Below are 23,905 nucleotides of genomic sequence, written 5' to 3' on the forward strand. Positions count from 1 at the left end.
CGGTGTGCTCACGCGGTGGACCTTTTGGCCAGTTCCAGGTCGCGCAGCTGTCGGCGCAGGAGCTTGCCGACACTGGTCTTGGGTAACTCATCGAGCACCTCGACGACGCTCGGCACCTTGTAGCCGGTTAGGTGCTCGCGGCAGTGGGCGATGATCTGCGCCGGCGCCAGCGTCTCGTCCTTGAGGCTGACGAAGAGCTTCACCGACTCGCCCTTGCGCTCGTCCGGCACGCCGATGGCCACGCATTCACGCACGCCGGGGTGGCGCATCACGGCGTCTTCCACTTCGTTGGGGAACACGTTGAAACCCGAGACCAGGATCATGTCCTTCTTGCGGTCGACGATCTTCAGCATGCCGTCGGCGTCCAGCTCGGCGATGTCACCGGTCTTCAGCCAGCCATCGGCGGTCAGTACCTGGGCGCTCTCCTCCGGGCGCTGCCAGTAGCCCTGCATCACCTGCGGGCCGCGCAGCCACAGCTCGCCGGGCTGGTCGGGGCCGGTGTCGTTGCCCGCCTCGTCCACGGTGCGCAGCTCGGTGTCCACCAGCGCCTGGCCGACATAGCCCTCGCGGTAGGGGCTCTGCAGGGTGCCGGTGGAGACCACCGGCGAGGCCTCGGTCAGGCCGAACCCTTCACGCACCGGTGCGCCGGTCAGGGCTTCCCAGCGCCGGCCGACCTCGCGGTTCAGCGGCGCGCCGCCGGAGGTCACCCACTTCAGGTGGCTGAAGTCGATGCCAGGGAAGTCCGGGTGGTTCATCAGCCCGACGAAGAGGGTGTTGATCCCGCTCATCAGGGTGAAGGGATAGCGGCGCATGGCCCCGATGATCTCGTCGAGGTTGCGGCCGTCGCGGATAAACACCGTGTGCAGGCCCATGCCGACCGAGGACAGCAGGTTCGTGGCGAACGCCATGATGTGGTACAGCGGCAGCGGCGCGATGCGCACGTCGGTGGCCGGGTCCAGCAGGCCGGGGCGCAGGAACAGTTCCAGGGTCTGGATGACGTTGGCGACCAGGCTGCGGTGGCTGAGCATCGCGCCCTTGGAGACACCCGTGGTGCCACCGGTGTACTGCAGCAGCGCGAGGCGATCCAGGCCCGCCTCGGTGTCCACCGGCGGCGCCTCGGCGCCCAGGCGCAGGGCCTGCTGGAAGCGCGTGCAATCGGCTTCATCGCTGTCGAACCGGGGCTGCTCGATGTCGTCGATCGAGGTCAGCAGAAGCTGGCTAACGTCGGTTTGCGCCTGCACGCTGCGCAACAGCGGCAGCAGGCGGTCGAGCAGCAGCACGGCGCTGGCGCCGGAGTCGGCCAGCTGGTGGCGCAGCTCGCTGGCGGTGTACTGCGGGTTGGTGTTCACCAGCACCAGCCCGGCCTTCAGCGCGCCGAAGGTGGCGATGGGGTACTGCAGCGAGTTGGGCAGCATCAGCGCCAGGCGGTCGCCGGGTTGCAGGCCGGCGTGGTGGATCAGGTAGCGCGCGAAGGCGTCGGCCTGCCGCTCCAGCTCGGCGAAGCTGAGGTGGCTGTCGCCACAGGAGAACGCCAGGCGCTCGGGGGATTCGCGACAGGCATCGCGCAGCAGGTCGTGGAGGTTCTGGTAACCGTGACGGGCGATCTCGCGGGCCACGTGGCCGGACGGTTGAGCGGACATCGACTTCTCCGTTGCTTTTTCCGAGCCGGGATCGGCCCTGGCTTCGAATTGTTGTTCTGCACAGCGAAACAGTGTGTCGAAATCGATGGTATGCGATAGGCTAGCCCGGTGCAACGAGCACACGCGGACCGCTGTGTGGCGAGGGGGCTATCTGCTATCGTTCGCCCGCGCCGCGCGTGGCGCCGCCCCAACGATCCCCCGCCGAGGCCCCATGAGCGACGACGTCGAAGACAGCAGCAACCCCAAGGACCGCAAGTACGTAGAGGCCCTGGCCCGCGGCCTGGATGTGCTGCGCGCCTTCACCCATGGCTCGGTGGTGCTCGGCAACCAGGAAATCTCGCGGATCACCGGCCTGCCCAAGGCGACGGTGTCGCGCATGACCTACACCCTCACCCAGCTGGGCTACCTCTGCTACTCGCAGCAGCACGAGAAGTACCAGCTGGATTCCGGCGTGCTGGCGCTGGGCTACGCCTACGTGTCCAACCTGCGCGTACGCCAGCTGGCCAAGCCGTACATGGATGCCTTCGCCCGTCGCACCAACACCACGGTGGGCCTGACCTGCCGCGACTGGCTGTCGATGATCTACGTGGAAAACTGCCGTCCGCCGGAGGCGACCTCCCTGCGCATGGACGCCGGCGTGCGCCTGCCGCTGGCCACCACTGCGGCTGGCCGCGCCTACCTGGCGGCGACGCCGGAGCAGGAACGCGAGCACCTGCTGTCCGCACTGCAGGAGCGCCACGACGGCGACTGGTCGGCCATGCGGGCCTCGCTGGAGGCTTCCTTCGAGGAATATCGCCAGCATGGCTTCTGCCTGTCCCTCGGCGACTGGGACCGCAACGTGCGCGCCGCCGGTGTGCCGTTGCGCCTGGCCGACGGCGGGCTGATGGCGCTGACCTGCGGCGCGCCGTCGTTCCAGCTCAGCGAGGAGACGCTGCGCGGCTCGCTGGCCCATGAGCTGGAAATCCTCGCGCGGGATATCGAGAGCCTTGGGGCCTGAGCCCTGGCAGGGAGAACCGCTTTCGTAGGAGCGGAGCTTCTCCGCGAAATCCATCGCGGCTGACTCGGTGTCCTATGTGAACGCCTGCCTCATGCGCCCGCGTAGGAGCGGACTTCGTCCGCGATGTGTCTGCCTCACGCCTTGTTTCCCGCGTCGCTTCGGCGTGCACTGATAGATTTTGTTTCGCCCCCTCGGGCGACCCACTTTGGCAAACGACCCAAAGTGGGCAAAGGTCTCGCCCCGGACATCCGGTTTTTCGCTTAGGCGAAAAATTCCCTCGTTGAATCGAAGTTTCAGGGGCCCGCTGCGAAGGGCCATCCCTGGCCCATCGCAGCTCTCGCGACATCCATGTCGCTCAACCCCTGAAACTCCGCTTCAACGAGGCCTCCTGAACGGGGCAGTCTGGAGTGCGCGGATGTTTCTCTGGAAATAGGAGCCAGAGCCCGAACCGGATCGCCGGGCACGCTTTTCCTGTAGGAGCGAGCTTGCTCGCGAACCGCCCAGCGCCAAAGCCGCCGGTGAATCCGTTCGCGAGCAAGCTCGCTCCTACAAGGGCCGGCAAGCGCCTCAGGCCACGTCCATCAACCCCGCATACACCTTCAGGTGATGATCGTCGTCCCCCAACTGGTGGCTGAGCATCACCAGGCGCTTGGCGTGATGCGCTAGCACGTATTCCCAGGTCATGCCGATGCCGCCGTGCAGCTGGATCGCCTGCTCGGCCACATAGCGCGCCGCGCGGGTGACGATGAACTTGGCGGCGGCCAGGGTGCGGCTGCGCTCGGCACTGTCGGGCTGGTCAGCGACGCAGGCGGCGAGGATCGCCATGCTGGTGGCCTGCTCCAGCTCGCTGCGCATGTCCACCATGCGGTGCTGCAGCACCTGGAACTTGCCGATCGGCATGCCGAACTGCTTGCGCGTCTTCAGGTAGTCCAGGGTCAGCGCGCAGGCTTCCTGCAGGCTGCCCAGGGCTTCGGCGCATTGCGCGGCAATCGCCCTGCCCTGCTGATAACGCAGCGCCGGCAGCGCTTCGCCGGGCGTACCGATGGCCTCGCCGAGGGCGCCGTCGAGGAACAGTTCGCAGGCGCGCTGGCCGTCCACCGTCGGGTAATCGCGGCGGCTCACGCCGGCCCGTTGCGGGTCGATGACGAACAGGCCGATGCCCGCCTCGTCCCGCGCATTGCCCGATACCCGCGCCGACACCAGGATCGCCGTGGCGCTCTGCCCGCCGATCACCACCGCCTTGCGCCCGCTGAGCCTCCAGCCGTCGCCGGCCTGCTCCGCGCGGGTCTGCACGTCATGCAGCTGGTAGTGGCTCTGCGGTTCTTCCAGCGCCACCGCGAGCTGCGCTTCGCCGCTGGCGATGCGTGGCAGCCAGTGATCCTTCTGCGCGTCGCTGCCCAGCTGGGCGATCAGCCCGCCGCCGTGCACCACCGACTGCAGGTAGGGCTCCAGGCACAGGCCACGGCCCAGCTCGGTGAGCACCAGCATGCTTTCCACGCCGCCGCCGAAGCCGCCATGGCTTTCCGGCAGCGACACCGAGGTCAGCCCCAGCTCGCCCAGCTGGCCCCAGAATTCGGCGCTATAGCCCAGCTCGGAACGGCTGAAGGCCTCGCGCTGGTCGAACGGGTATGCGTCGCGGACCAGGCGGGCCGCGGTGTCCTGCAGCATCTGCTGCTCTTCGCTCAGTTTGAAGTCCATGGTCCTGGCCTCACAGCTCGAGAATCATCTTGGAGACGATGTTCTTCTGGATTTCGTTGGAGCCGCCGAAGATCGACAGCTTGCGCAGGTTGAAGTACTGGCTCGCCGGCGCAGCCGAATAGTCGGCGTGCAGCGGCTCGGCGCCCAGCTCGAACTCGTCCTCGATGAAGGGCAAGGCGTAGGGGCCGAGCACCTTGCGCAGCAGGTGGCTGATCGCCTGGCGGATCTCCGTGCCCTTGACCTTGAGGATCGAGCTTTCCGCACCCGGCACGCCGCCCTCGCGGGCGGCGGCGAGGATGCGCAGGGTGCTCATCTCGATGGCCATCAGCTGCATCTCCACCTCCGCCACCTGGGCACGGAACAGCGGATCGTCGAGCATCGGCTTGCCGTCGCACAGCTCACGGCGGGCGACCTGCTTGAGGTGCGCGAGCACCGCCTTGGACGCACCGATGCCGGCCAGCCCGGTGCGCTCGTAGGTCAGCAGGTACTTGGCGCAGGTCCAGCCTTCGTTCTCGCGGCCGACCAGGTTTTCCACCGGCACGCGCACGTTGTCGAAGAACACCTCGTTGACCTCGTGCTCGCCGTCCAGGGTGATGATCGGGCGCACGGTGATGCCGGGGGATTTCATGTCGATCAGCAGGAAGCTGATGCCGCGCTGCTGCTGCGCCTCGGGATCGGTGCGCACCAGGCAGAAGATCCAGTCGGCATGCTGGCCGAGGGTGGTCCAGGTCTTCTGGCCGTTCACCACGTAGTGGTCGCCGTCGCGCACGGCGCGGGTCTTGAGCGACGCGAGGTCGGAACCGGCGGCGGGCTCGGAGTAGCCCTGGCACCACCAGTCGGTGCCGTCGAGGATGCGCGGCAGGTAGTGCGCCTGCTGTTCGGGCGTGCCGAACTTGATGATCACCGGGGCGACCATGTTGACGCCGAAGGGGATGGTGCGTGGCGCGCCGAAGGCGGCGCATTCCTCCTCGAAGATGTGCTTCTGCACGGCGTTCCAGCCGGTGCCTCCGAAGGCTTCCGGCCAGTGCGTGGCGTACCAGCCCTGCTCGGCGAGCACGCGCTGCCAGCGCTGGTGGTCCGCCTTGTTCAGGTGTTTGCCCAGGCGCACCTTGGTGGCGATGTCCGTGGGCAGCTTGGTTTCCAGGAAGTGGCGGACTTCATCGCGAAACGCCAGTTCGTCGGGGGTGAAATGGATGTCCATGGCAGGTCCTCTACAGATCGGCGAAGCGGCGGCCTTCGGCCACCAGGCGTTCGAGCAGCGGGGCGGGTTGCCACCACGCGCCCAGGCGCTGGTGGAACTCGCGGATTCGTTCGAGTACGTGGGCGAGGCCGACGCTGTCGGCATGGAACAGCGGGCCGCCGCGCCAGGCGGGGAAGCCGTAGCCGTTGAGGAAGATCACGTCGATGTCGCTGGCGCGCTGGGCGATACCCTCGTCGAGAATCTGGGCGGCCTCGTTGACCAGTGCGTAGAGGCAGCGCTCGACGATCTCTTCATCGCTGATCGGTGCGCGGGTGATGCCGCGTTCGGCGGCGGCCTGCTCCAGCATGGCCGGCAGCGCCGGGTTGTCCTGCGCGGCGCGGCCGCCTTCGCCGTAGTGATAGAAGCCGGTGCCGGTCTTCTGCCCGAGCATGCCCGCGGCGATCAGGTGGTCGAGCACCCGCGGCAGGGTCTGGCCCGGCTTGAGGTTCGGTCGCTGGCGCGAGCGGATCGCGTGGCTGATGTCCAGGCCCGACAGGTCGCGCACCGCCAGCGGCCCCATGGCCATGCCGAAGGTGCGCAGCGCGCGGTCCACCTGCGCCGGTGTGGCGCCCTCCTCCAGGAGGAATTCGGCCTGGCGGCCGTACGGGAAGATCATGCGGTTGCCGACGAAGCCGTCGCAGACGCCAACCACCACCGAGACCTTCTTCAGGCGCTTGCCCAGTTGCATGGCACTGGCCAGCACGGCGTCGGAGGTGGCCTTGCCGCGTACCACTTCGAGCAGGCGCATGACGTTGGCCGGGCTGAAGAAGTGCAGGCCGACCACGTCCTGCGGACGCTGGGTGAAGGCGGCAATTTCGTCGAGGTCCAGCGAGGAGGTGTTGCTGGCGAGGATCGCGCCGGGCTTGCAGGCGGCGTCCAGCTGCTCGAAGACCTGGCGCTTCACCTCCAGGCTTTCGAACACCGCTTCCACCACCACGTCGGCGTCGCCCAGCGCGGCGTAGTCGAGCACGCCGCTGACCAGGCTCATGCGACGCTCCATCTCCTCGGCACTCAGGCTGCCGCGCGCCACGCTGGCGGCATAGAGGCTGCGGGCGCGCTCGAGGCCGCGTTGCAGGGCTTCTTCGTTCACTTCCAGCAGTTGCACCGGGATGCCGGCGTTGGCGAAGCACAGCACGATGCCGACGCCCATGGTGCCGCCACCGATCACGGCGGCGCGGCGGATCTCCCGGGGTTGCACATCGCTGGCCAGCCCTTCGACCTTGGCGGCGTCACGTTCGGCGAAGAAGGCGTGAATCAGCGCGGCGCGCTGGGGTGACTGCATGCATTGCTGGAACAGTTCACGCTCGCGCGCCAGGCCTTCGCGCAACGGCGATTGCGTCGCAGCTTCCACGGCGTCGATGCAGCGCAGCGGGGCGAACTGCCCTGGGAGGCGCTTCTGCACCTCGCCACGCTGGTGGGCGATGAGCTCGGCGACGCCCTCTTCCTGCACGCGCTCGTTGCGTTCGCCGGTGCGGCGCGGGCCCTTGCCGTCTGCCAGCAGGCGCTGGGCGAAGGCCTGGCCGGCGTCGATCAGGTCGCCATCGAACAGCTCGTCGACGATGCCGTTGTCCAGGGCGTCGGCCGCGGGGATCGGCGCGCCGGAGACGATCATCGCCAGGGCCTTCGCCACGCCGGCCAGGCGCGGCAGGCGCTGGGTGCCGCCAGCGCCGGGGAGCAGGCCGAGCTTCACTTCCGGCAGGCCGACCTGGGCGTCGCGGCGGGCGATGCGGTAGTGACAGGCCAGGGCGACTTCCAGCCCGCCGCCCAGGGCGGTGCCGTGGATCACGGCGACGCTGGGCTTGCTGGCGCCTTCGAGGCAGTCGACCACCTCGGGCAGCGACGGCGACTGCGGCGGCTTGCCGAACTCGCGGATATCCGCGCCGGCCATGAAGGTGCGCCCGGTGCAGACCAGCACCACGGCGCGCACCTGCGGGTCGGCCTCGGCTTGCTGGAAGGCGGCAAGCAGCCCGGCGCGGACGGCATGTCCGAGGGCGTTCACCGGTGGGTTGTCGACCGTCACCAGGGCGATCTCACCCCGGCGCTCGAGCTGTACCGCGTCTGACATGCTGGACTCCGTTTGGCTTTTGTTATCACGGAATTGTTTAACGGAATGTTGTTCCGCTGTGCAGAATACGGTGTTGTTTTTTTATTGTCGAGTGTGCCGGGTGCTGTAGGAGCGAGCTTGCTCGCGAAGGGATTTCCCGAGGCTTCAGTCTCAAGCGGTTCGCGAGCAAGCTCGCTCCTACAACGTATTCCCAGGGCCGGCCCTCTCGCGGGGGAAGGGTGAGGGGAAGCTCTGGCGTGGATCGCCCAGCCGTCGCCCGGCAAAAACAAAAACGCCCCCTCCGGATTCCGAAGGGGGCGCAAGTGCCCCGGCTACGCCCAGCCGGGGCCAGGGAGCGGTCGTCTTACTTGGCCCAGCGGCGCAGGTCGGACGGGGTGTAGTCATTCATCTTCGCGTGCTGCCCGGTCTTCATGCCGGCGTTCTCCTCGGTCATCAGGCCGTTGACGAAGTAGCGCCCGCTGATCAGGTCGTACGCGGCGGCCAGCGCCTCGAAGGTGAACTGCTTGTCGTAGTACGGCATGGCGTGGGACTGGTAGTTGCGCCACAGCTCGCCACGGCTGTCGTACAGCTCGCCGAGGAGGATGTTCCAGCTGTCCTCGTCGAGGTAGTAGCGGCGCTTGCTGTAGACGTGGCGCGCACCTGGCTTGAGGGTCGCTTCCACCACCCAGACGCGGTGCTTCTCGAAGCGCGCGAGATCCGGGTTGATGTGGCCGGTCTTGAGGATGTCGGCGTATTTCACCGAACGGTCGTACAGGCGGAAGCTGTTGTACGGCACGAACAGTTCCTGCTTGCCCACCAGCTTCCAGTCGTAGCGATCCGGCGCGCCGTTGAAGCCGTCGAGGCTGTCGGCGGTGACCATGCCGTCGCTGTAGCGGGCGCTGTTGTCGTAGGCGATCAGCGGGGCGCGGCGCACACGGCGTTGGCCGGGGATGTACTGCCATGCCGCGCGCGGTTCGGCCACCTGGTCCATCGGCTCGTGGGTGAGTACCGCCTCGCCGGACAGGCGCGCCGGTTCCAGCACGCGGGTCTTGAACATGTAGAGCAGGTTGGCGCCCTGCGGCAGGTCGTCGATGGTTTCGGCGTAGTTCATGTCGGTCTGCGAGCGGACCAGGCTGTAGACGCCGTTTTCCTTGACGTTGGCCGAGCTGAAGGTGCGCTCGATGCTGCCGCCGCGGTAGCGGGTGATGTGGTTCCAGATCGCTTCGACGCCTTGCTTGGGCATCGGGAACGGCACGCCGCGCTGGTAGTTCAGGACGCCGTTGCCGCCGTCGGCGAGCTTGGCGTTGCTGGCGTTGTCGCGGGTGGCGGCGTAGATCGCGTCGGGCAACCGTGCGCTGCGGTGGCTGGGGTAGACGTTGATCTTGTAGGTGTTGGGGTAGCGCTTGAGCATCGCCTGCTCGCCGGGGCTCAGCCACTGGCTGTACTGCCCGACGTTGGCCGGCGTGATGGTGAACAGCGGTTTTTCGGCGGCGTAGGGGTTGGCATAGCCGCCCTTGGCGTCGACCTGCCCCGCCGTGGGCGGCAGGCCGCCGTCCCAGGCGGGAATGCTGCCGTCGGCGTTGCCGGCCTTTTCGCCGCCTACCGGCGTCAGGCCGGCGCCCAGATCGGCGGCGTGGAGGTGGGTGCAGAGTGCCAGACCCATGGCCAGGGCCAGGGTGGAGATTTTTCCAAGTTGCATGGTGCGGTTCCTCAGAAGTCGACCTTGGCGCTGACGCTGTAGAAGTCGCGGTCGTCGAGCGTGCTGTACTTGTTGCTGCCGAAGAAGTTGTTGTAACCGAACTCCAGGCTGTAATCGTTCAGGTAGCTGAAGGCCAGCGACAGGCCCACGGCCTTCTGCCCTTCCTGGAACGGGCCGCCCGGGTCGTAGGAGTAGCCCTCCACGTCGTGGCGGAAGTTCACCGACGGCAGCATGTTCACGCCCGGCAGCACATCGCTGTATTCCAGGCCCGCGCGCAGGCGGTAGCCCCAGGACCAGGGCGTGGTGAAGCCATCGTCGGTGCAGTAGCGGTTGGTCACGCCGCTGGCGACGGTGTTGCATTTCGCACCGCTGAGCGGGGCGCTGCGGCCGAAGGCGGCGTTGCGTCCCAGGCGCTCGTCCCCGACATCGCCCACGTGCACCACGCCGGCTTCGCCGAGCAGGGTCAGGCGGGTGGCGCCGAGCACGTTGTCGATGATCTGGGTGGCGGAGGTGGTCATCTGCCAGACCGGCTTGCGCTCCCAGCCATCCAGGGTCTTGCCGGTGGTGGAGGCGTTGGCCGGTACGTCGGTGATGGCTGAACTGCCGCCGGGGCCGGTGATCATCGCCACGTTCATGTCCGGGCCGTTGAGGGCCACCGGCATGTTCGGGCGGTAGCTCAGCTCGGCCGCCAGGGACGTACCCCAGCCGGGCAGCGCGCCGTTGATGCTCAGGCCGTAGAGGTGGATGTCCTCGGGGAAGGCGGCGGCGTACACCGGCCCCTGCACGTGGCCGATGGGGAAGTTGCCGGGCTTGCTGACGTCCCGTGCGGTAAGTTGCAGGTAGGGCAGGCGGGCGTGGTAGTTCACGTAGTAGAAGGCCGCTTCGGCATCGTTCAGCGAACTGATCAGGGTGCGCAGGGCGAGGCCCCACTGGCCCTGGTCTGACGGGTCCTGGTCGTCGCCGTGGCGGACGTAGAGGCCGCCGGCCTGCATCTGCGCATCGGTCTGCACCTGGCTCAGGTACAGGGGCCCGCAACCGGGCTGGATGGCATCGCTGGTGGCGAAGAAGGTGCCGCAGCCATCGAGCACGCTGGGCCGCCAGTTGTACTGGTAGAAACCTTCCAGGTTCACCTTGTCGGTCAGGCCAAGGTTGAAGGAGAGCATCTCCACCGGCAGCTGGCCTTCCTTGATGTCCACCCCTGGCTTGTTGAAGGCGCTGTAGTCCAGCGGGTTGATCACGTTGATGCCGTTCTGGATCAGGATCGACTCGCCCCAGGACAGCACCTGCTTGCCGAGCTTGACGTTCAGCGGGCGCTCGGCGACGTCGAAGTCCTTCCACACGTAGGCGTCGAGGGTATCGAAGCCATGGAAGCGCGCCAGCTTCGGCCAGCCGCTGTCATCGAAGTCCTTGAAGCGGCCGTCGGCGGTCTCGTAGGCGTGGTCGTACCAGTACTTGAAGCGAACGAACGCGCCCTGCCCCTGGCCGTCCAGGCTGAAGTCGGTGAGCCCCTTGAACATCTGCGAGATGGGGTCGCCCTTCTTGAAGTTCAGGCGGTTGTCGTCGGCGCTGACGCTGGTGCCGTCGGCATTGGTGATGTGCTGCGCCTGGATGGCGTTGGCATGGGTCATCATATGCCGGTTCGGGTCCGCCGCGGACCAGCTGGCGCCCAGGCTCAGCGTGGTCTTGGTGGACAGGCTCCAGTCGTCGTTGAGTTCGAAACTGGTCGCGCCCGCCTGACTGGCGCAGCCCGCCGCGAGGGCAAGCAGGAGAGGTGTGGAAATGCAGTGTTGGCGCCGCCCCGCGGACGTAATGGGGGCGGAGGCCGGATGGATTCTTGTCATTATTGGCTCCGGATGGGATATACCGCGGAGCTACCATGACCGGCGCTGGCTGGGAGGCCCCAAGCACAGGCCGACAAAATCCGATCATCCCGCTGACGGGGCGGGTAATCAGAAATGTCCGAGACGGAACTGCTTGGGGGTGATGCCGAAGCGCTTGCGGAACGCGCGGATGAAATTGCCGCTCTGGCGGTAGCCGATCCGCTCGGCGATGCGCTCGATGGGTTGGTCCGAGGAGCGCAGCCAGATGCGTGCCAGGCTCAGGCCGTCGCCGTCGGTGCTTTCCCGCGCGCCCAGCCACTGGCCGCGCAGGCTCTGGTAGAGAAATTCGTTGGCGCCCACCAGAGGCGCTTGCAGCAATGACGAGGGCAGCGTCAGGCAGGGCGCTGGCGTGAGGCGCCAGGGCACCCGCCACTCATCGAGCACGGCGCCGCAGCGTTGCTGGGCGACGATCCCGGCGTCGATGAACACTACTGCCGGCGCCTGGCCGACGCGCCGGGCGATGTTGCGGATCAGCGTCAGCAGCGCGGCATCGAGGCCGAAGTGGTGCAGGTCGTGTTGCACCAGCTGCAGTGTCAGGCGAGCGCGGGCGCCGTCGTCGTGCAGCTGCGCTTCCACGCAGTTGGTCACCGAGGGCAGGTGCTCGCAGAAGGCGGCCAGGCTGGCGCCGAGCGTGGGCGCCGAGTCGAGCAGGATATTGAGCCCCTGCAAGCAGTGCGTGGACAGGCCGTTGACCAACTCGCAGCCGAACTGCGGGTTGCCGCTGGCCCGTTCGCACTCGCTCCACAGCCGCTCCACCTGCCCTGCCGGAATCCGTGCGCGGTGGTCCAGCAGCAGCGCTTCGGCGATGCCCGCGCGGCGGCGCAGCTCCGCCGGGCACAGGCCCAGGTGGGCGGCGTGCAACAGGATGGTGCTGGCGAAGGCGCTGGAAGCGAACAGCAGGGACGACATGGCAGCGGACCGGTGAAAGGACCGGTTTACTACATCAGCTTGCTCTGCTATCCATCAAATTCATTTATCTCAACACTTTGATGCATGGAGCGCATGGTGGAGCTGAGACAACTGCGTCATCTCATCGCCCTGGCGGATTTCCGCAACTTCCAGCGCGCCGCCGATACCGTGGGGCTGAGCCAGTCAGCCCTGAGCCGCAGTATCCAGGCGCTGGAACGCGAGCTGAACTGCGAGCTGGTGGATCGCCAGAGCCGGGAATTCCGTTTCACCGGACAAGGCGAGCTGGTGCTGCAGCACGCTCGCCGCCTGGTGGCCGGCAGCCGTTCGCTGCGCAACGAGCTGGAGCAGTTCAACGGCCTGAATGCCGGCGAGCTGCGTTTCGGCTGCGGGCCCTACCCGGCGCAACTGCTGGTGCCGGAGGCGATGGCCGATTTCATTCGCGCGCACCCGGCCATCAACGTCGGATTCCTCATGGGCGACTGGGAACAGATGGCCCAGTTGCTCAAGGAAGAGCAGGTGGAGTTCTTCGTCGGCGACGCCCGGGAATTCGCCGGCAATCCGGACTACCAGGTCGACTGGATGGAGTTCCGGCCGGGGCGCTTCTTTTGCCGCGCCGGCCATCCCCTGGCGGCGCGCTCGGCGCTGAGGCTGGCGGACCTGCTCGATTATCCGCGGGTGGGCACGCGCATTCCGCCACCGTTGCGCAAGGTGCTGGCCGAGGTCATCGGCGAGCGCGATTTCCACATGAACGTCGAGTGCGCGCAGTTCGCGGCCATCCTGCACATCGTCGCGCGCTCCGACGCGGTGGGGCTGGCGGCGGTGGAGGCGCTGCATGCGCCGGTGCAGCGCGGGGAGGTGGCGTTGCTGAGGATCGGCGACATTCCGCAGGATCGTCCGGAACTGCGGCTGCACTACGGCATCGTCAGCCGCGCCGGTTTCGCTCTGTCGCCCGCGGCGCAGGCGATGATCGAGGCCATCCACGCGGCGGACCAGCGCTTGCCGCGCGGGGCCGCGGTGCGCTGAGAGGTATTGCGTAGGAGCGGACTTCGTCCGCGATGGGTTTTCAGCGCGCCGGACGCCGATCGCGGACGCAGTCCGCTCCTAACGGATTGTCGTGTCGGGGCCGCCCTCTCCCCCGCCCTCACTGAGACTCAGGGCTTCTGGGTGGCGCCCGCGACCAGCAGGTCGCCGTGCAGCTCGCAGTAGCACTCGTCGTTCCAGCCGTAGTGCGGATCGCGGCAGATCGAATGGCGCACCGGGCCGCTGGTGCCCGGCTTGCGGGTCTTCAGGCTATGGCGCAGGGCGGCGTAGATCGAGCCGGGCTGCGGCCAGTCGGTGCGCACCGGGCCTTCGCCCAGTTGGTTGCCGGCACGCAGCTCCGCTTGCAGGATGGCGTCGAGTTCCGGGCAAAGGCTGGCGCTGGGCTGTGATCGCATGGCGTTTCCGTATGGCGGGGGCAAGTGCAATGCCCACCATTATCCATGCGGACGGTCAGCGCTGTGCAGTCATCACCCGCGGCAGCTTCTGCAGGCCGGCGAAGGTGCGCTGCACCTGGCGGATGGCCCGCTCCATGGCCTGCTCGAAGCGGTAGCGGTTCTCCACATACAGGCACAGCTCGATGCGCACCGGCTGCTCCAGCGGCAGCGGGCTCTGGCGCAGGCCGAGCAGGTGGGCGACACGGCTGGGCAGGGTCAGCCCATACGGGCGCTGGTCGGCGATCACGCGTGCCGCCAGGGCGCTCTGCAAGGTCAGCGCGATGTGCCGCCGCTGGCCGCGCAGACCGAGTTCCAGATCGATCGGCGCGAGGCCGTCGCGGCGCTGGGACACCTGGATCTGCGGCACCGCCAGGTACTCCGCCAGCGTGAGCGGCGGCTGCGCCAGGGCTTCGCCGTGGGCGAACACGTAGTGGTCGACGAGCAGTGGCAGCTTGCGCAGGCCGCTCTGCTGCGAGAGCGGCTGGTCGATGTCGATCAGCAGGTCCAGCTTGCCCACCGCCAGTTCCTGCAGCGCCTCGCGGCGGCGGCTCTGGTAGAAGCGCGGGTGCCAGTCGAAATCGGGGCTTTCCAGCAGCGCCTCGAGCAGTGTCGGCTGGAAGGTTTCCGGGCAACTGATGCGCAGGCTGCGCGTCGTCGAGGCGGGATGGGCGGCCGGCGTGTGGCTGAGCGCTTCGCGCAGGCCATCGAGGGCGTCGCGGATCGACCCGGACAGCCGGTGCGCCACCAGCGTCGGCGCCACGCCCAGGTGGGTCTTGATGAACAGCGGGTCGTCGCACAACTGGCGCAGGCGGCGCAGGGCGTTGCTCATCGCCGGCTGGGTCAGGCCCATGGTTTCGGCGGCGCGGGTGATGCTGCGCTGGTGGTAGATGGCATCGAAGGCCAGCAGCAGGTTCAGGTCCAATTGGCGAAGATCGAGCATGACGGGTACCGCGGCTGGCGCTGAATCGAACGGCCGATGCTAGAGAGCGCCCTGCCCCGCGCCGCCAGCCGCACAGGACAATTTCCGATCACCTGCGGGGCTGGCCGACGACAGGGTCCGGGCATTCGCCCGGTGAATGCGCTTCGATGCAGAGCGCCGGGCTTGGCATAGTGGAGGCCAACACTCGCGGGGGACGCGCCATGGACGAGTTCGAACACCAGTTGCTGGCGGTCAATGGCATCCAGCTGAGCCTCTATGCCTGCGGCCCGGCAGACGGCAAGCCGGTGTGGCTGCTGCATGGCTTCCCCGAGTGCTGGCATTCCTGGCAGCACCAGATGCGCGCCCTCGCCGCCGCCGGCTACCGGGTGTTCGCCCCGGAGATGCGCGGTTATGGCCAGAGCAGCGCGCCGCAAGCGGTGGACGCCTACGACGTGCTGTCGCTTTGCGCGGACATCCAGGGCGCGATGGATGCGCTGGGGCACGAGCGCGTGGCCATGGTCGGCCACGACTGGGGTGCGCCCGTGGCCTGGCACCTGGCACTGCTGGAGCCGCAACGGGTGGTGGCGCTGGCGACGCTGTCGGTGCCCTTCGCCGGTCGCGCCAAGCGGCCGCCGGTGGAGATCATGCGCGAGGTGTTCGCCGGCACATTCTTTTACATCCTCTACTTCCAGCAGCCCGGTCGTGCCGAGGCGGAGATGGATGCCGACATCGCCCTGAGCCTGCGCCACTTCCTCGGCGACAACGTGCTGCTGGCGCCGGCGCAATCCCCCGACAGCCGCCTGTTCGACGGCCTGCCCCCGCCTCCGGCGCACCCGGCCTGGTGCAGCGCCGAGGACTTCCAGCACTACGTGCGCACCTTCGAAGGGCGCGGGTTCCGTGGCGCGCTGAACTGGTATCGGAACTTCGAACGCAGCTGGCAGCGCACCGAGCCGCTGGCCGGGCGCAAGGTCGAGCAGCCGACGCTGTTCCTGATCGGCGACCGCGATCCGGTCGGACGTTTCGAGGCCTACACCGTGCAACGCATGCCCGAGCACGTGCCGAACCTCGAACAGCATGTGCTGGAGAACTGCGGCCACTGGATCCAGAACCAGCAGCCGCAACGGGTCAACGCGTTGCTGCTGGACTTCCTCGGCCGCCTTTACGCGGCCTGAGCCGGCTTGTGGGCGCGCGGCGCAATGCGTAAGGTCGGCTGGCCCGTTCCGTCGAGCCGCGCGCCATGAGCCACCCCGCCACCGATCCGTCCAACGCCTTCTATGCGCCGACCCTGCTGCCGGCCATCGAGGAGCTGTTGTCGCGCGGCGTCGCCGGCGCCGACCTGGAAGCCTGCTTCCACCGCACGCTGCTGGAGCTGCGTACGCCGCTGGTGCGGGTGCCGCTCTTTCTCTCCCGGCGCTTCTGGGACCTGGCCGAGCAGGCCAGCGGCGAGGCGGCCATCGGCCTGCTGGCGGGCAAGCGTTTCGCCTCCACCCTGACCAATGGCCTCACCTACCTGTTCGACGTGGCGCCGACGCTGGAGTCGGCCTGCGCGTACTTCTGCGAGTACTTCCCCTACTTCAACGGCTCGCTGCGCGCGCGACTGCGCGAGGCGGACGGCGAGGTGGCGCTGGTGCTCGCCGACCAGGGCGCCCTGCTCTCCGGCCGGCAGAGTCGCGAGTACACGGTGGTGGGCATCTGCAGCCTGTTGCGCCGCAAGCTGCTGGCCAGCGGCATTGGCCAGGACCCGCTGCTGCGCATCGACCTGCCCGGCGCCGAACCGGCCCAACTGCAGGCCTACGAGCAGGCGTTGCGGGTGCCCCTGCGCTGGGGGGCCGACGAGGTCGTGCTGCACCTGGCGCCGGACCTGTTCCGCCACCCGCTGTCGCCGGCCAATGCGGAGCTGGAGGGCATGCTGGTGGCGCTGCTGGAGCAGGCGCGTAGCCAGACCCAGCGCACCCTGCTGGACGAGGCGGCCGATTACATCGCCCGCGAACTGCCACAGGGGGCGAGCTTCCAGTCGTTCTGCGAGGCACGTCATCTCACCGAGCGCACGGCCGCGCGCCGCCTGCTCAGCCATGGCTGGCGCTACAGCGAGCTGCTCGATGAGCAGCGCCGCCACCGGGCCTTGGACCTGCTGGAGCAATCGGCGCTGTCGCTGGCGCAGATCACCGACCAGCTCGGCTACGGCGATCTGCAGAGCTTCTCCCGCGCCTTCAGCCGCTGGTACGGCACCAGCCCGGGGGCATGGCGCGAGAGCCTGCCGCGCTGACTCAGGCGGTGCGGCGCATGCCGATGTGGGGGATGTCGTCTTCCAGGTACACCTCGGTCACCGGGGTGAACCCGTAGCGCCCGTAGTAGCCCTGCAGATGCGCCTGGGCCGACAGGTAGATCGGCAGGCCCGGCCAACGCTGGGCGATGGCCTGCAGCGCCTGTTCCATCAACTGGTGGCCCAGGCCGGTGCCGCGGCCCTGCGGGGCGATCACCACGCGGCCGATCACCACGTCGCCCGCGTGGCGCTGCGGGTCGAGCAGGCGCAGGTAGCCGAGCAGTTGGCCGCCCTCTTCCACCATCAGGTGGCAGGTGTCGCCGATCAGGTCCAGGCCATCGACTTCCTGGTAGGGGCATTTCTGTTCCACCACGAACACCTCGGTGCGCAATTGCAGGATGGCGTAGAGCTCTTCCTTGGTGAGGTCGCGGTGGTGCTTGCAGGTCCAGGTCAGGGCCATGGGGTGTTCTCTCCGATCATCGAGGCGGCGTCTTCAGAGCGGCATGGTAGCGCGCCTCACACCGGCGCGTGGAAGCGCAGCGTGGCCGAGCCGCCCAGGTGCCGGCGCAGCGCATCGATGGCGACCTTCACCTTGGCCGGCTGGGCATCCCGGCGCGGGGTGACGGCGTAGATGCCGAACGGCGGCAGCGACCATTCCGGCAGCAGCCGCACCAGCCTGCCCTCCTGCAGTGCCTCGCGCACTTCCGGCTCCGGCTGGGCGGATACGCCGAGGCCGTCGAGGGTGAACTGGCGCAGGGCGATCATGCTGTTGGCGGCCACCCGCGCTTCGAGCCGCAGCTTGCAGCTCTCCCCGCCCGGCCCGCTGAAGCTCAGGTAGGCCTGGTGCGCCACGGTGTTCAGCGCCAGCCAGTCCACGCCCTGCAGCTGCTGCGGATGGTCGATGGCCGGCATGCGCCGCAGGTAGGCGGGCGCGGCGCAGATGACGTTGTTCCATTCGGCCAGGTGACGCGCCACCAGGCTCGAATCCGAGAGGCTGCCGACGCGGATGGCGAGGTCGATGCGCTGCTCGATCAGGTCGATCTGCTCGTCGTGGAAGAACAGCTGCAGGCGCAACTGGCGATGGTTCTCCAGCAGCGGGCGCAGCGCTTCGGTGATCAGCTTGCCGGAGAAGCCCACCGGCGCGGCCAGGCGCAGTTCGCCCACCGGTGCCTCGCGCCATTCGCCCAAGCGCTGCTCGGCCTCCTCGGCAATCGCCAGCATCTGCGCGCAACTGCGGTAGAAGGCCTCGCCGGCCTCGGTCAGCGTCAGCTTGCGGGTGGTACGGTGCAACAGCGTGACCTGGGCGTGCGCTTCCAGCTTGCGGATCTGCTGGCTCACCGCCGAGGGTGTCATGCCCAGCGCGTCGGCCGCCGCGGCCATGGAGCCGCGGGCGACCACGGTGGCGAACACCGCCATCCCGCGAAGATTGTCCATTGTGCAGCTCCGCTAACGAGTGACAGGCAACATAGCGGATTCTTCCCGGGAATGCTGGCGCGGATAAGCGAATTGTCCTCAGCAGCTGCGCGCGGCGAGTTGCCGGTTTCGCCGGTAGAGGATGGTGGTCGCGGTGAACCCGCAGGCCGCCGCGAACATCAGCCAGTAGGCCGGTGACGCCTTGTCGCCGGTGGCCTGGACCAGCAGCGTCGACACGGCGGGGGTGAAGCCGCCGAACAGGGCGGTGGCCAGGCTGAAGGCCAGCGAGAAGCCGACGACCCTTACGTTCTGCGGCATCACCTCGGTCAGTGCCGCGACCATGGCGCCGTTGTACATGCCGAAGAAGAACGAGAAATACAGCAACACCGCCAGCAGGCGCTCGAAGCTGGCAGCCTCGGCCAGCCAGTGCATGGCCGGGTAGGCGGTGAGCATGCATAGCAGGGAGATCCCCAGCAGCAGCGGCCGGCGGCCGATGCGGTCGGACAGGCTGCCGCCGATGGGCAACCAGATGAAGTTGCTCACCCCGACCAGCAGGGTCACGACCAGGCTGTCGGTGCTGCTCAGGTGCAGCACGGTCCGGCCGAACGTGGGCGTGTAGACCGTGATCAGGTAGAAGGTGGTGGTGGTCATCGAGGCCAGCAGGCCGCCCGCCAGCACCGTGGTCCAGTTGTCGCACATCGAGCGGAACACCTCGCTGGCGCTCGGGTGATGCCGGCGTGCGCGGAACGCCTCGGTCTCCTGCAGAGAGCGGCGGATGATGAAGATGAACGGGATGATCACGCAGCCGATGAAGAACGGAATGCGCCAGCCCCAGGCCGCCACCTCGCTGGCTTGCAGCCAGGCATTGAGGGTATAGCCCAGCGCGGCCGCCACGACGATCGCCACCTGCTGGCTCGCGGACTGCCAGCTGGTGTAGAAGCCGGTGTGCCCGGGCGTGGCGATTTCCGACAGGTACACCGACACCCCGCCCATCTCCGCGCCGGCCGAGAAGCCTTGCAGCAGACGGCCCAGCAGCACCAGCAGGGGCGCGAACAGGCCGATGCTGGCGTAGCCGGGCACCAGGGCGATGAGCACGGTGCCGGCGGCCATGATCGACAGTGTCACGATCAGGCCTTTGCGGCGCCCGACCTTGTCGATGTAGGCCCCGAGCACGATCGCACCCAGCGGCCGCATGAGGAAGCCCGAGCCGAAGACGGCGAAGGTCATCATCAGCGAGGCGAACTCGCTGTCGGCGGGGAAGAAGGTCTGGGAGATGTAGGTGGCATAAAAGCCGAACAGGAAGAAGTCGAACTGCTCCAGGAAGTTGCCACTGGTCACGCGCAAAATCGCGCCCAGCTTGGCGCTCCGGGTCTGTGTGGATGTATTCATCATGGCCACCTGCGGGGCTTGTTTTTGTTGTTGTTCAACGGGCGATGCGCGGTTCAGTCGTTGCCGGCATTGATCGGGTTTGGCTGGCGTTTCTCGATGGCGTACTTGAGCAGTGCGGCGCTGCGGAACAGGCCGTGGGCGAACTTGCTGTAGGGCATGGTCAGGAAGAACGCCATGACCAGGCCCAGGTGCAGCGCCAGCAGCACGCCCAGCGCGCTGGTTTCGCGGAACGCCAACAGGCCGAGGCCGCTGGCGCTGACCAGCAACAGCAGCGCGATGAAGCCGCGGTCCATCGGTTTCTGCTCGGCGTCGCCCTGGGCCGGGTGGCGCTGCAGATTGAGGTACAACAGCCCGGCTGGGCCCAGCAGCAGGCCGATACCGCCGGCCACGCCCAGCATCACCGGCAGACTCAGCACCGGATACGGCGCCGCGATGCCCAGCAGGTAGTGGTAGAGCGTCGCCACGCCGGTGGCGGCGAAGCACAGCAGGAAGCCGTAGAAGGTCAGGTGATGGAAGCGGCGGCGCCACAAGGTGAAACGGTCATCGGCGTTGTTGCATCCCTGGCCGTGGCCGCCGTCCAGGTACTTGAGCCGCGCCACGCTGGACACCGCTTCCGCTGCCGCGGCGGTCTTCAGCGCGGTGGGGGCTTCGGCCGGCGAGACGTCCCGCCAGAACCTGCGGATGCCCAGGGCCAGGGCGATGACGGCGAAGCCGAATACCGCGCCGAACATCAGCGCCAGGGTGTTGTGCGCGAAGATGCCGTAGAAGTTGCCGCCGGGCATGGCGGTGAACAGGTTGCCCATGGCCAGCAGGCTCAGGCACAGGAACAGCACCAGCCCGAAGCCGCTGGCGAGCGCCAGGGTCAGCCCGTTGCGCTGGTACAGGCGCCCCAGGGCGCGCGGCCAGGCGTATTCGGTATAGGTATCGAGTCGCACCTTGGCCATGGCCTGGGGCACGTTGACGGCGAATTCGTGCGGCGCGGCATATTGGCAGGCATGCAGGCAGGCGCCGCAGTTGTGGCACAGGTTGGCCAGGTAATGGATGTCGGCCTTGCCGAATTCCAGCCGACGGGTCATGGCCGGGAACACGGCGCAGAACCCTTCGCAGTAGCGGCAGGAATTGCAGATGCGCATTTGCCGGTCGACTTCCTGCTCCTCCAGGTTCAGCAGCGGAATGAGGTCGACGCCCGGCTCGGCAGGCTCGACCTGGCGTGGTTCAGGCAGTTGCGCAGTCATGGTTGATCTCGTCGTGGGGGTATTGGTAGCCGGCGGCTGCCGCGGCGCTGACGCCGGCGATGCGGCCGAATGCAGTGCCGATGGACATGCCGACGCCCGCGGTGTAGCCCTTGCCCAGCACGTTGCCGGCCATCATTTCGCCGGCCACGAACAGGTTGGGGCTGGGCCGCCCGGCGAAGTGCACGGCGGCGGTTTCGTCGGTACGCAGCCCCAGGTAGGTGAAGGTGATGCCCGGTCGCAGCGGGTAGCCGTAGAACGGCGGGGTGTCGATCGGGCGTGCCCAGTGGCTCTTGGCCGGCTGCACGCCCAGCGTGTGGCAATCGTCGAGGCGGGTGTGGTCGAACGTGCCGGCCTGGCAGGCGGCGTTGTAGGCGCGCACCGTCTCGACGAAGGCCTGCTCGGGGAGCCCGAGCAGCGCGGCCAGCTCTTCCAGGGTGTTGGCTGCGGTGCCGGGAAACACCGGCGGCATGAAGCGGCCGAGGGCCTTCTGGTCGATGATCGAGAAGCCCACCTGGCCGGGTTGCTGGGCCACCAACCGGCCCCAGATCGCGTAGCGCTTGGGCCAGAAGTCTTCGCCTTCGTCGTAGAAGCGCAGGCCCTCGCGATTGACCACCACCCCCAGCGACACGCAGTCGATGCGCGTGCAGATGCCGCCGTCGTACAGCGGCGCACGGGCGTCGATGGCGACCATGTGGGCCTGGGTGGGATCGCCGATGCTGTCGGCGCCCAGGTCGATCATCCGGCGCAGCAGGACGCCCTCGTTGAAGCGGGTGCCGCGGATCAGGAAATTGTCCGACGGCCACTCTCCCCGCTCGTTCTGCCCCCACGCCTCGCGCAGCCACTGGCGGTTGGACTCGAAGCCGCCGGCCGCCAGCACGCAGGTGCGCGCCTCGATCCGTTCGGCGTCCCGGCGCTTGCCGTCCACCTCGCGCGCGGCGATGTGCGCGGCGACGAAGCGATCGCCGTCCAGTTCGATGTCCACCACTTCGGCGTCGTAGCGAACCTGCACGCCCAGACGCTCGGCGCTGCGGAAATAGGCGTTGACCAGCGCCTTGCCGCCGCCCATGAAGAACGCGTTGGTGCGGGCGGTATGCAGGGCGCCGGACAGCGAGGGCTGGAAGTGCACGCCGTGCCGGCGCATCCAGCTCCGGCAACGGGACGAGGCGCGGATGACCAGGCGCGCGAGTTTCTCGTTGGTCACCCCACCGGTGACCTTGAGCAGGTCCTGCCAGAACTCCTCTTCGGGATAAGCCTCGACCAGCACGTCCTGCGGGGCGTCATGCATGCAGCGCAGGTTGCGGGTGTGCTGCGAGTTGCCGCCGCGCCAGGCCTTGGGGGCGGCCTCCAGCAGCAGCACGCTGGCACCCGCCTCGCGCGCCATCAGGGCGGCACACAGGGCGGCGTTGCCACCGCCGATTACCAGTACATCGATCATCTTCGCTCCTCGGTCGCAACGGGCGTGGACGAGGAGCCCTTGCGCATGAGGAGAACGTAATGCCGGCCGCCGAGGCCAGAAAGGCGATCTGGCGCAGGGGGTCTTCAGTTTTGCTAAAGGCTTGGAGGGGCGTCAGCAGGTGCTATCGGCTATCCAGGCAGCCCCGGGCCACTGTTGCCCGGCAACCAGTTGGCGGGCCACGTCGATGATCACCCGCCGCGCTGCCAGGGCTGCCGGTGACAGCTCGTCGTCCGCCAGGCTGGCCAGCAGGTTGCGTCGGCCGACATGGGCGTCGCTGATCTGCGTCACATGAAGCCCCTCCTCCCCCTTTAGCGCCGCAGCGGCCCCTGGCTGGATGGTGGCGGCATGGCCGGCCCGCACGGCGTTCATCAGCACGGCCAGGCCGTCGACTTCCATGATGATGTTGGGCACCAGCCCGGAGCGTTCGAAGGCGGTCATCAGCGTCGAGCGCAAGCCGTGCTGGGCGGTGGGCATGACCAGCGGCAGCTGGCCGAGGTCGGCCAGTTGCACGCTGTTCGTCCGCGGGGCATTGGCCAGGGTTGGCGCGCTGATCACGAACAGTTGTTCGTCGAGCAGCGGCGTCACGCTCCAGCGTTTGCCGCCTTCGAGCTGGAACAGGATGGCGAGGTCGATCTGCCGGGCATTGAGCTGGGTGCCCAGGTGACCGGAGAGCATTTCCACCAGGTGCAACTGGATATCCGGGTAGCGTTCGCGCATGGCCTGGATGAGCGGCAGCGCCAGTACCGTCGCGGTGGTTGGCGGCAGTCCGACCGTGACGTAACCGCTCATGCGCCCGCGGTGGGCGGCCAGGACGGCATTGTCGGCCTGGCGCAGGCACAGCTGCGCGTGGTGCAGGAACGCCATGCCTGCCGGGGTCGGGGTGACGCCGGTGGCGGAGCGGTTGAGCAGGCGCGTGCACAGTTCGCTTTCCAGCTTGCCGATCTGCTGGCTGAGCGCCGAGACGCCCACCTCCAGTTCGAGGGCGGCCCGACCGAGGCTGCCGTGCTCGACGATCTTGACGAAGTAACGCAGTTGTCTGAGTTCCAACGGTGACGGTTCCCCGAAGAAGGCCATGGTCTGCTGTTCGCGGCCGAAACCCTGCGCTGCAGCCGTCGCCGGAATGAAGCCCAGCCGGGCGCCCTGGATGCGACGATATACCAGCCCGAGCGTGCGCATGACCACCCGGTTCAGTAGCGCATCGGCCTGGGCTGGCTTGAATCAGGCGCGGCACGACGTTCCGATGCGGTGCCTGCATTGTGAAGCTGCGCTAAAGAGTGAAAGGCGAAAAAGCGGGTTTTTCCCTTGATGGGCGGCGCCTAGGATGTCATCTCCCAAAATGGAGAAGAGAAACGATGCCTTCGAGCCGTGCCAACGTCCCCACTCCCGATGCCGCGCGCTACCTCAAGCGCCTGTGCAATCACTTCGCCCACAAGCTTCCGGTCGAACTGACCGAAGACCGCGGCGTACTGACCTTCGAATTCGGCACCTGCCGCCTGCACGCCACCGCAGAAGCGCTGCTGATGGACGCCGAGTCCGCTGATCTCCCAGGCCTTGAGCGCCTGCAGAACGTGGTGGTCAGCCACCTCGACCGTTTTGCCTGGAAAGAAGGCCAACTGCCGGTGAACTGGCAAGCCGCCTGATTCGTCGG

20 protein-coding genes are annotated in these 23,905 nt (G+C 67.8%); 5 read left to right on the forward strand and 15 right to left on the reverse strand.

The window, feature by feature from the left end; all coding sequences use genetic code 11:
• Positions 1–8: 8 nt before the first annotated feature.
• Positions 9–1,640, reverse strand: coding sequence for an AMP-binding protein (locus tag N0B71_RS08660; RefSeq protein ID WP_259758353.1), 1,632 nt, complete (start codon positions 1,638–1,640; stop codon positions 9–11).
• 211 nt (positions 1,641–1,851) lie between these two features.
• Between N0B71_RS08660 and N0B71_RS08665 the strand changes: the two genes are divergently transcribed.
• Positions 1,852–2,637, forward strand: coding sequence for an IclR family transcriptional regulator (locus N0B71_RS08665; protein WP_259758354.1), 786 nt, complete (start codon positions 1,852–1,854; stop codon positions 2,635–2,637).
• A gap of 567 nt (positions 2,638–3,204) precedes the next feature.
• Here the strand turns inward: N0B71_RS08665 and N0B71_RS08670 are convergent.
• From N0B71_RS08670 to N0B71_RS08695, 6 genes are all read right to left on the reverse strand, one after another.
• Positions 3,205–4,335 carry an acyl-CoA dehydrogenase family protein gene (locus tag N0B71_RS08670; RefSeq protein WP_259758355.1) on the reverse strand — a complete coding sequence of 377 codons (1,131 nt, stop codon included), beginning with the start codon at positions 4,333–4,335 and terminating at the stop codon, positions 3,205–3,207.
• 10 nt (positions 4,336–4,345) lie between these two features.
• Complete coding sequence (locus tag N0B71_RS08675; RefSeq protein WP_259758356.1) at positions 4,346–5,536, reverse strand: acyl-CoA dehydrogenase family protein; 1,191 nt, start codon at positions 5,534–5,536, stop codon at positions 4,346–4,348.
• A 10-nt stretch (positions 5,537–5,546) separates the two neighbouring features.
• The gene (locus N0B71_RS08680; protein ID WP_259758357.1) at positions 5,547–7,640 is read right to left on the reverse strand and encodes a 3-hydroxyacyl-CoA dehydrogenase NAD-binding domain-containing protein; all 2,094 of its coding nucleotides are present in this window, start codon (positions 7,638–7,640) and stop codon (positions 5,547–5,549) included.
• Between the two features lie 343 nt (positions 7,641–7,983).
• Positions 7,984–9,318: a DUF1329 domain-containing protein gene (locus tag N0B71_RS08685; RefSeq protein WP_259758358.1), complete on the reverse strand. Its 1,335-nt coding sequence runs from the start codon at positions 9,316–9,318 to the stop codon at positions 7,984–7,986.
• A gap of 11 nt (positions 9,319–9,329) precedes the next feature.
• On the reverse strand, positions 9,330–11,159 hold the full coding sequence (locus tag N0B71_RS08690; RefSeq protein WP_259758359.1) for a DUF1302 domain-containing protein: 1,830 nt from the start codon (positions 11,157–11,159) through the stop codon (positions 9,330–9,332).
• A gap of 108 nt (positions 11,160–11,267) precedes the next feature.
• A complete protein-coding gene (locus tag N0B71_RS08695) occupies positions 11,268–12,107 on the reverse strand; it encodes an AraC family transcriptional regulator ligand-binding domain-containing protein (RefSeq protein ID WP_259758360.1) in 840 nt (279 codons plus the stop codon).
• Positions 12,108–12,200: 93 nt separating this feature from the next.
• On the opposite strand from N0B71_RS08695, the gene N0B71_RS08700 reads away from it, so the two are divergent.
• Positions 12,201–13,130, forward strand: a complete 930-nt coding sequence (locus N0B71_RS08700; RefSeq protein WP_259758361.1) for a LysR family transcriptional regulator — start codon at positions 12,201–12,203, stop codon at positions 13,128–13,130.
• A 128-nt stretch (positions 13,131–13,258) separates the two neighbouring features.
• Here the strand turns inward: N0B71_RS08700 and N0B71_RS08705 are convergent, their stop codons facing one another.
• Together N0B71_RS08705 and N0B71_RS08710 are read right to left on the reverse strand one after the other, a co-directional pair.
• Positions 13,259–13,543 carry a hypothetical protein gene (locus N0B71_RS08705; protein ID WP_259758363.1) on the reverse strand — a complete coding sequence of 95 codons (285 nt, stop codon included), beginning with the start codon at positions 13,541–13,543 and terminating at the stop codon, positions 13,259–13,261.
• A gap of 55 nt (positions 13,544–13,598) precedes the next feature.
• Positions 13,599–14,522 carry a LysR family transcriptional regulator gene (locus tag N0B71_RS08710; protein WP_259758364.1) on the reverse strand — a complete coding sequence of 308 codons (924 nt, stop codon included), beginning with the start codon at positions 14,520–14,522 and terminating at the stop codon, positions 13,599–13,601.
• 200 nt (positions 14,523–14,722) lie between these two features.
• On the opposite strand from N0B71_RS08710, the gene N0B71_RS08715 reads away from it, so the two are divergent.
• Both N0B71_RS08715 and N0B71_RS08720 read left to right on the forward strand, forming a co-directional pair.
• On the forward strand, positions 14,723–15,673 hold the full coding sequence (locus N0B71_RS08715) for an alpha/beta fold hydrolase (protein WP_259758365.1): 951 nt from the start codon (positions 14,723–14,725) through the stop codon (positions 15,671–15,673).
• A 65-nt stretch (positions 15,674–15,738) separates the two neighbouring features.
• Positions 15,739–16,767, forward strand: coding sequence for an AraC family transcriptional regulator (locus N0B71_RS08720; RefSeq protein ID WP_259758366.1), 1,029 nt, complete (start codon positions 15,739–15,741; stop codon positions 16,765–16,767).
• 1 nt (position 16,768) lies between these two features.
• Here the strand turns inward: N0B71_RS08720 and N0B71_RS08725 are convergent, their stop codons facing one another.
• From N0B71_RS08725 to N0B71_RS08750, 6 genes are all read right to left on the reverse strand, one after another.
• Positions 16,769–17,224, reverse strand: coding sequence for a GNAT family N-acetyltransferase (locus tag N0B71_RS08725; protein ID WP_259758367.1), 456 nt, complete (start codon positions 17,222–17,224; stop codon positions 16,769–16,771).
• A gap of 56 nt (positions 17,225–17,280) precedes the next feature.
• On the reverse strand, positions 17,281–18,198 hold the full coding sequence (locus N0B71_RS08730; protein ID WP_259758369.1) for a LysR family transcriptional regulator: 918 nt from the start codon (positions 18,196–18,198) through the stop codon (positions 17,281–17,283).
• Positions 18,199–18,276: 78 nt separating this feature from the next.
• Positions 18,277–19,569 (reverse strand): MFS transporter, encoded by a 1,293-nt coding sequence (locus tag N0B71_RS08735; RefSeq protein WP_259758370.1) that lies wholly within the window; start codon positions 19,567–19,569, stop codon positions 18,277–18,279.
• Positions 19,570–19,619: 50 nt separating this feature from the next.
• A complete protein-coding gene (gene tcuB, locus N0B71_RS08740) occupies positions 19,620–20,801 on the reverse strand; it encodes a tricarballylate utilization 4Fe-4S protein TcuB (RefSeq protein ID WP_259758371.1) in 1,182 nt (393 codons plus the stop codon).
• Positions 20,782–22,236, reverse strand: coding sequence for an FAD-dependent tricarballylate dehydrogenase TcuA (gene tcuA, locus N0B71_RS08745; protein WP_259758372.1), 1,455 nt, complete (start codon positions 22,234–22,236; stop codon positions 20,782–20,784). The genes tcuB and tcuA overlap by 20 nt, the downstream gene beginning before the upstream one ends.
• Positions 22,237–22,368: 132 nt before the next feature.
• Positions 22,369–23,304, reverse strand: a complete 936-nt coding sequence (locus tag N0B71_RS08750) for a LysR family transcriptional regulator (protein WP_259759510.1) — start codon at positions 23,302–23,304, stop codon at positions 22,369–22,371.
• Between the two features lie 305 nt (positions 23,305–23,609).
• Here N0B71_RS08750 and N0B71_RS08755 point away from each other — a divergent pair, with 305 nt between their 5' ends.
• The gene (locus tag N0B71_RS08755) at positions 23,610–23,897 is read left to right on the forward strand and encodes a DUF2218 domain-containing protein (RefSeq protein ID WP_259758373.1); all 288 of its coding nucleotides are present in this window, start codon (positions 23,610–23,612) and stop codon (positions 23,895–23,897) included.
• Positions 23,898–23,905 lie beyond the last annotated feature (8 nt).

This window comes from Pseudomonas sp. GCEP-101 (assembly GCF_025133575.1).
Classification (GTDB): domain Bacteria; phylum Pseudomonadota; class Gammaproteobacteria; order Pseudomonadales; family Pseudomonadaceae; genus Pseudomonas; species Pseudomonas nitroreducens_B.

What these genes read in the sequence shown, in the direction of transcription:
- N0B71_RS08660 (WP_259758353.1), bottom strand. Translation starts at nt 1,640, where the DNA reads ATGTCCGCTCAACCGTCCGGCCACGTGGCCCGCGAGATCGCCCGTCAC.
- N0B71_RS08665 (WP_259758354.1), top strand. Translation starts at nt 1,852, where the DNA reads ATGAGCGACGACGTCGAAGACAGCAGCAACCCCAAGGACCGCAAGTAC.
- N0B71_RS08670 (WP_259758355.1), bottom strand. Translation starts at nt 4,335, where the DNA reads ATGGACTTCAAACTGAGCGAAGAGCAGCAGATGCTGCAGGACACCGCG.
- N0B71_RS08675 (WP_259758356.1), bottom strand. Translation starts at nt 5,536, where the DNA reads ATGGACATCCATTTCACCCCCGACGAACTGGCGTTTCGCGATGAAGTC.
- N0B71_RS08680 (WP_259758357.1), bottom strand. Translation starts at nt 7,640, where the DNA reads ATGTCAGACGCGGTACAGCTCGAGCGCCGGGGTGAGATCGCCCTGGTG.
- N0B71_RS08685 (WP_259758358.1), bottom strand. Translation starts at nt 9,318, where the DNA reads ATGCAACTTGGAAAAATCTCCACCCTGGCCCTGGCCATGGGTCTGGCA.
- N0B71_RS08690 (WP_259758359.1), bottom strand. Translation starts at nt 11,159, where the DNA reads ATGACAAGAATCCATCCGGCCTCCGCCCCCATTACGTCCGCGGGGCGG.
- N0B71_RS08695 (WP_259758360.1), bottom strand. Translation starts at nt 12,107, where the DNA reads ATGTCGTCCCTGCTGTTCGCTTCCAGCGCCTTCGCCAGCACCATCCTG.
- N0B71_RS08700 (WP_259758361.1), top strand. Translation starts at nt 12,201, where the DNA reads ATGGTGGAGCTGAGACAACTGCGTCATCTCATCGCCCTGGCGGATTTC.
- N0B71_RS08705 (WP_259758363.1), bottom strand. Translation starts at nt 13,543, where the DNA reads ATGCGATCACAGCCCAGCGCCAGCCTTTGCCCGGAACTCGACGCCATC.
- N0B71_RS08710 (WP_259758364.1), bottom strand. Translation starts at nt 14,522, where the DNA reads ATGCTCGATCTTCGCCAATTGGACCTGAACCTGCTGCTGGCCTTCGAT.
- N0B71_RS08715 (WP_259758365.1), top strand. Translation starts at nt 14,723, where the DNA reads ATGGACGAGTTCGAACACCAGTTGCTGGCGGTCAATGGCATCCAGCTG.
- N0B71_RS08720 (WP_259758366.1), top strand. Translation starts at nt 15,739, where the DNA reads ATGAGCCACCCCGCCACCGATCCGTCCAACGCCTTCTATGCGCCGACC.
- N0B71_RS08725 (WP_259758367.1), bottom strand. Translation starts at nt 17,224, where the DNA reads ATGGCCCTGACCTGGACCTGCAAGCACCACCGCGACCTCACCAAGGAA.
- N0B71_RS08730 (WP_259758369.1), bottom strand. Translation starts at nt 18,198, where the DNA reads ATGGACAATCTTCGCGGGATGGCGGTGTTCGCCACCGTGGTCGCCCGC.
- N0B71_RS08735 (WP_259758370.1), bottom strand. Translation starts at nt 19,569, where the DNA reads ATGATGAATACATCCACACAGACCCGGAGCGCCAAGCTGGGCGCGATT.
- tcuB (WP_259758371.1), bottom strand. Translation starts at nt 20,801, where the DNA reads ATGACTGCGCAACTGCCTGAACCACGCCAGGTCGAGCCTGCCGAGCCG.
- tcuA (WP_259758372.1), bottom strand. Translation starts at nt 22,236, where the DNA reads ATGATCGATGTACTGGTAATCGGCGGTGGCAACGCCGCCCTGTGTGCC.
- N0B71_RS08755 (WP_259758373.1), top strand. Translation starts at nt 23,610, where the DNA reads ATGCCTTCGAGCCGTGCCAACGTCCCCACTCCCGATGCCGCGCGCTAC.